Source organism: Micromonospora sp. M51 (assembly GCF_018070305.1).
In the GTDB taxonomy this organism is placed as follows: Bacteria; Actinomycetota; Actinomycetes; order Mycobacteriales; family Micromonosporaceae; genus Micromonospora; species Micromonospora parva.
The window spans coordinates 1-4764 of record NZ_JAGPXZ010000488.1 but is presented as its reverse complement, the minus strand read 5'-3'; the positions used below and the strand labels follow the sequence as shown (position 1 = coordinate 4764).

Annotated in this window: 5 protein-coding genes and 1 pseudogene; 5 read left to right on the top strand and 1 reads right to left on the bottom strand. The window is 73.3% G+C overall.

All coding sequences use genetic code 11. The features are described from left to right. On the bottom strand, positions 1-775 hold a 775-nt coding region (locus tag KBX53_RS22765; protein ID WP_210861531.1), incomplete at its 3' end, for an oxidoreductase. Between the two features lie 137 nt (positions 776-912). Here KBX53_RS22765 and KBX53_RS22760 point away from each other — a divergent pair. The 5 genes and pseudogenes from KBX53_RS22760 (at position 913) to KBX53_RS22740 (ending at position 4595) form a co-directional block, all read left to right on the top strand. Next, positions 913-1356 (top strand): helix-turn-helix domain-containing protein, encoded by a 444-nt coding sequence (locus tag KBX53_RS22760; RefSeq protein WP_210861528.1) that lies wholly within the window; start codon positions 913-915, stop codon positions 1354-1356. Between the two features lie 133 nt (positions 1357-1489). Continuing rightward, complete coding sequence (locus KBX53_RS22755) at positions 1490-1912, top strand: TOBE domain-containing protein (protein WP_210861527.1); 423 nt, start codon at positions 1490-1492, stop codon at positions 1910-1912. Continuing rightward, positions 1909-2685: pseudogene (gene modA / locus KBX53_RS22750) on the top strand (molybdate ABC transporter substrate-binding protein); the annotation flags it as partial. The gene KBX53_RS22755 and the pseudogene modA, both read left to right, overlap by 4 nt. A gap of 75 nt (positions 2686-2760) precedes the next feature. After that, positions 2761-3531: a molybdate ABC transporter permease subunit gene (gene modB / locus KBX53_RS22745; RefSeq protein ID WP_210861533.1), complete on the top strand. Its 771-nt coding sequence runs from the start codon at positions 2761-2763 to the stop codon at positions 3529-3531. After that, positions 3528-4595, top strand: coding sequence for an ABC transporter ATP-binding protein (locus tag KBX53_RS22740; RefSeq protein WP_210861525.1), 1068 nt, complete (start codon positions 3528-3530; stop codon positions 4593-4595). Before modB ends, KBX53_RS22740 begins: the two co-directional genes overlap by 4 nt. The last annotated feature ends 169 nt before the right edge of the window (positions 4596-4764 follow it).

The following is a 4764-nucleotide window of genomic DNA, read 5'->3' as shown; positions in this document are numbered from 1 at the left end:
AGGTGCCCGGGATCAGCAGGATGTTCGGCGACCGTCGCAGCAGCCAGGCCAGCGCCACCGACATCGGCGTCGCCTCCAGCCGGGCGGCCACCGTCGACAGCACCGACGACTGCAGGGGGCTGAAGCCGCCGAGCGGGAAGAACGGCACGTAGGCGACGCCCTGCCCGGCGAGCGCGTCGATCAGCTCGTCGTCGCGGCGGTGCGCGAGGTTGTACATGTTCTGCACGCACATGATCGGTGCGATCGCCTGCGCCTCGGCCACCTGCTCCGGCGTCGCGTTGCTCACCCCGAGGTGCCGGATCAGGCCCTGCCGTTGCAGGTCGGCGAGGGTCTCGAACGCGTCGGCGAGAGAGCCGGGCAGCGGGCCCGCGGCGTCGCCCAGCCGGAGGTTGACGAGGTCGAGCACGTCGAGACCGAGGGTCTCCAGGTTCTCGTGCACGGACCGGCGCAGGCTCTGCGGGTCACGGGCCGGTGGCCAGCCGCCCTGCGGGTCACGGTTCGCACCGACCTTGGTCACGATGTGCAGCGAATCGGGGTACGGGTGCAGCGCCTCCCGGATCAGCTGGTTGGTGACGGTCGGACCGTAGGCCGCCGAGGTGTCGATGTGGGTGATGCCGAGCTCGACTGCCGTACGCAGGACGGCGAGTGCGCCGTCGCGGTCGGCCGGCGGTCCCATCACTCCGGGGCCGGCCAGCTGCATGGCGCCGTATCCGAACCGGGTGACCGTCAGGCCTCCCAACGTCCAGGTGCCGCCGGGAAGGGAGGTGGTGAGCATGTTCGTACCTCTGGCTCTCGTGTCGCGCCGAGCGGTGCCGGCGCATCGTCTACCTGCTCCACCCTCGGGGTGTAGCTTCACTTTCGGAAGTAGGCACCTGAAGGTGCGTAACGCCCCGGCGGCTGAGGAGCGGCTCGATGACAACGACCACGGCGGCGCAGAAGAGGGCTCAGGCCAAGGTGGAATATGACGCCTTCCTGGCGCAGTGTCCGAGTCGAAAGCTGCTCGACCGCATCGCTGACAAGTGGGTCACCCTGGTGCTGGCGGCGCTGAACAGCGACGGCTCGCACCGCTTCGGCCTCGACTGCGCCGGCAAGCCCCGGTCCATGCGCTACTCGGAGCTGTCGCGCCTGCTGGCCGGGGTCAGTCAGAAGATGCTCACCCAGACACTGCGCTCCCTGGAACGCGACGGTCTGATCACCCGCACCGTGGTGCCGACAGTGCCCGTCACCGTCACCTACGAGCTGACCGACCTCGGCATCTCCCTGCACCACCTGATGCGTGGCGTGAAGGGTTGGGCCGAAGCGCACATGGACGACGTGCTCGCCAATCGCGCGACGTACGACAACCGCGACGCCTGAGCCGCGCGCCCCCCGAGGCAAACCCGGGCCGCGCGGGAGACACGCAGTCACGGCCGCAGAAGCCCCAAGAGGTACGCAGACACGGCTCGTTTTGGCCTTTCGCGCTCGCAGATGCGGCAGCTATGGTGAGCCGGTGACGATGTTCCGGATCGGTGAGGCGGCCGACCTGCTCGGCGTCAGCAGCGACACGATCCGCCGCTGGGTCGATGCCGGGCGGCTGACGGCCGGGCGCGACGAGCACGGCCACCGGGTGATCGACGGCGTCGACCTGGCGGCGTTCGCCCGCGCCCAGGCCGCCGACCCGGACGCGGGCGCCGAGTTCTCCTCGGCCCGCAACCGGCTGCGCGGCATCGTCGTCGACGTCCGCAAGGACACGGTGATGGCCCAGGTCGACATCCAGGCTGGCCCGTTCCGGGTCGTGTCGCTGATGAGCCGGGAGGCGGTCGACGAGCTCGATCTGCGGGTCGGGTCGGTGGCCGTCGCGGTGATCAAGTCGACAACGGTGGTGGTAGAACGGGCCGCACCAGCGTTGAGCAGGGGAAGGCCGGGCGGATGAGCGCGCGGACGACGCGTACGGCGATGGCCGTGGTCATGGCGCTGGCGGTCACCGGCTGCGGCGCGGGCGACGACCGGGCCTCCGGCGCTGCCGCGGACGGCCGGGGCACCGGGGCGGTAACGGTGTTCGCGGCCGCCTCGCTGACCGAGTCGTTCCGCCGGATCGGCAGGGAGTTCGAGGCCGCCAATCCCGGCAGCGCCGTGACCCTCAACGTCGCGGGCAGCTCCGCCCTGGCCAACCAGATCAACCAGGGCGCGCCGGCGGACGTGTTCGCCTCCGCCGCCCCGGCGAACATGGCCACGGTCACCGAGGCGGGCAACGTCGACGGCACACCGACCGTTTTCGCCCGCAACCAGTTGGTCATCGCGGTGCCCCGGGACAACCCGAAAGGCGTGACCGGGCTGGCCGACCTGAGCCGGCCCGGCGTGAAGGTGGCGCTCTGCGCCAACCAGGTGCCCTGTGGCGCGGCGGCCCGCACCGCCCTGGACGCGGCCGGTGTCGCGCTGACACCTGTCACCCTGGAGCAGGACGTCAAGGGCGCGCTCGCCAAGGTGAAGCTCGGCGAGGTCGACGCCGCAGTGGTCTACCGCAGCGACGCGCGAGCGGCGAGCGCCGACGTGACCGGTGTGGAGTTCCCCGAGTCGGCGCGGGCGGTCAACGACTACCCGATCGTCGCGCTGAAGGACGCGCCCAATCCGGCCGGCGCTCGGGCTTTCGTCGCGTACGTCCGCTCGGCGCCGGCGCAGACGGTCCTCGCCGAGGCCGGGTTCCAGGCCCGCGACGACACCGCAGGCGAGCGTGACGAGGCGGCACGCGAGCGCCGGGCCACACCGCGACGGCGGGGGCGGGTGCCGGCGGCGCTGCTGATCCCCGCCGGGCTGGGGCTGCTCTTCCTCGTCCTGCCGCTGGTCGGGCTGGTGATCCGGGCGCCGTGGACCACCCTGCCGCAGCGGCTCACCGAGCCGGGCGCGTTGACCGCGCTGCGGCTGTCGGTGCAGACCGCGACGCTGGCCACCGCGCTCTGCCTGCTGCTCGGGGTGCCGCTCGCCTGGGTGCTGGCCCGGGTCGAGTTCCCCGGCCGCCGACTGGTGCGGGCGCTGGTCACCGTGCCGCTGGTGCTGCCGCCGGTGGTCGGTGGGGTGGCGCTGCTGCTGGTCTTCGGCCGGCGCGGGCTGCTCGGCGGGTGGCTCGACACCACGTTCGGCATCACCCTGCCGTTCACCACCACTGGTGTCGTGCTGGCCGAGGCGTTCGTGGCCATGCCATTCCTCGTGATCGCCGTGGAGGGTGCGCTGCGCGCCGCCGACCACCGCTACGAGGAGGCCGCCGCGACGTTGGGGGCCAGCCGGTGGACCGCGTTCACCCACGTCACGCTGCCGTTGGTGGCGCCCGGGCTGGCCGCCGGGGCGGTGCTCTGCTGGGCGCGGGCGCTCGGCGAGTTCGGGGCCACCATCACCTTCGCCGGCAACTATCCCGGCCGCACCCAGACCATGCCGCTCGCCGTCTACCTGGCGTTGGAGACCGACCTGGAGTCCGCGATCGTGCTCAGCCTGGTGCTGCTCGTCGTGTCGGTGGGCATCCTGGTCGCGTTGCGCGACCGCTGGATGAGCACCGCATGAGCGATGCCCTGCTGGACGCCCGGGTCGTCGTCGACCGGGGTGTCTTCCGACTCGACGTGCCGCTGCGGGTCGCACCCGGCGAGGTGGTCGCGTTGCTCGGCCCGAACGGGGCCGGCAAGACGACCGCGCTGCGTGCGCTGGCCGGGCTGCATCCGCTCACCGCCGGTCACGTCACCCTCGACGGCGTCGACCTGGACCGCCCGGCCACCGGGGGCTGGGTGCCCACCGAGCGCCGGCCGATCGGCGTGGTCTTCCAGGACTACCTGCTCTTTCCGCACCTGAGCGCTGTGGACAACGTGGCCTTCGGGCCGCGCCGGCACGGTGTCGAGCGGCGGGCCGCCCGCGCCACGGCCCGGGAGTGGCTGACCCGGGTGGGGCTTGACGCGCAGGCACGGCACCGGCCCCGGCAGCTCTCCGGAGGCCAGGCGCAGCGGGTGGCGCTGGCCCGCGCGCTTGCCGTGGCACCGTCGCTGCTGTTGCTGGACGAGCCGCTGGCCGCGCTGGACGCCCGCACCCGGTTGGACACCCGCGCGGAGCTGCACCGGCACCTGTCGGCGCACGCGGGCGCGACGGTGCTGGTCACCCACGACCCGCTGGACGCGCTGGCGCTGGCCGACCGACTGGTCATCGTCGAGGGTGGCCGGGTCGTGCAGGAGGGCGACGGGCCGAGCGTGACCGCCCGGCCGCGCACCGACTACGTCGCCCGGCTGGTCGGGTTGAACCTGTACCGGGGCCGCGCCGACGGGCACGGGGTGCGGGTTTCACCGGAGCTGACCCTCACTGTCGCCGACCGGTTGGACGGCGAGGCGTTCGTGGCGTTCCGGCCGGCCGCGGTGGCGCTGCACCCGGCCCGGCCGGAGGGCAGCGCGCGCAACACCTGGGCGGGGACGGTGGTCGGCGTGCAACGCCACGGTGACAACGTACGGGTGCAACTGGACGGGCCGATCGGGGTGGCCGCCGACGTCACCCCGGCCGCCGCCGCCCACCTGCGGCTGATCCCGGGCCAGCGGGTGTGGGCGGCGGTCAAGGCGACCGAGACGCAAGCGTACCCGGCCACCGGCTGACCGGGGCGCGCGGCTCGCACCGGCGCGGACGTTGCCCACCCGTGCGGGAGCGCGTCAGCCGGCTGTCGCGCGGGAGCGCGTCAGCCGGCGAGCAGGTCGTGGTGTGCGGCGCGCAGCCGGGCCAGCGCCGGATCGCTGCCCGGGACGATCCGGCGATCCAGCTCGGACC

Bases quoted from the DNA above. Each gene is read 5' to 3' on its own strand.
- KBX53_RS22760 (WP_210861528.1), top strand. From the start codon at position 913: ATGACAACGACCACGGCGGCGCAGAAGAGGGCTCAGGCCAAGGTGGAA.
- KBX53_RS22740 (WP_210861525.1), top strand. From the start codon at position 3,528: ATGAGCGATGCCCTGCTGGACGCCCGGGTCGTCGTCGACCGGGGTGTC.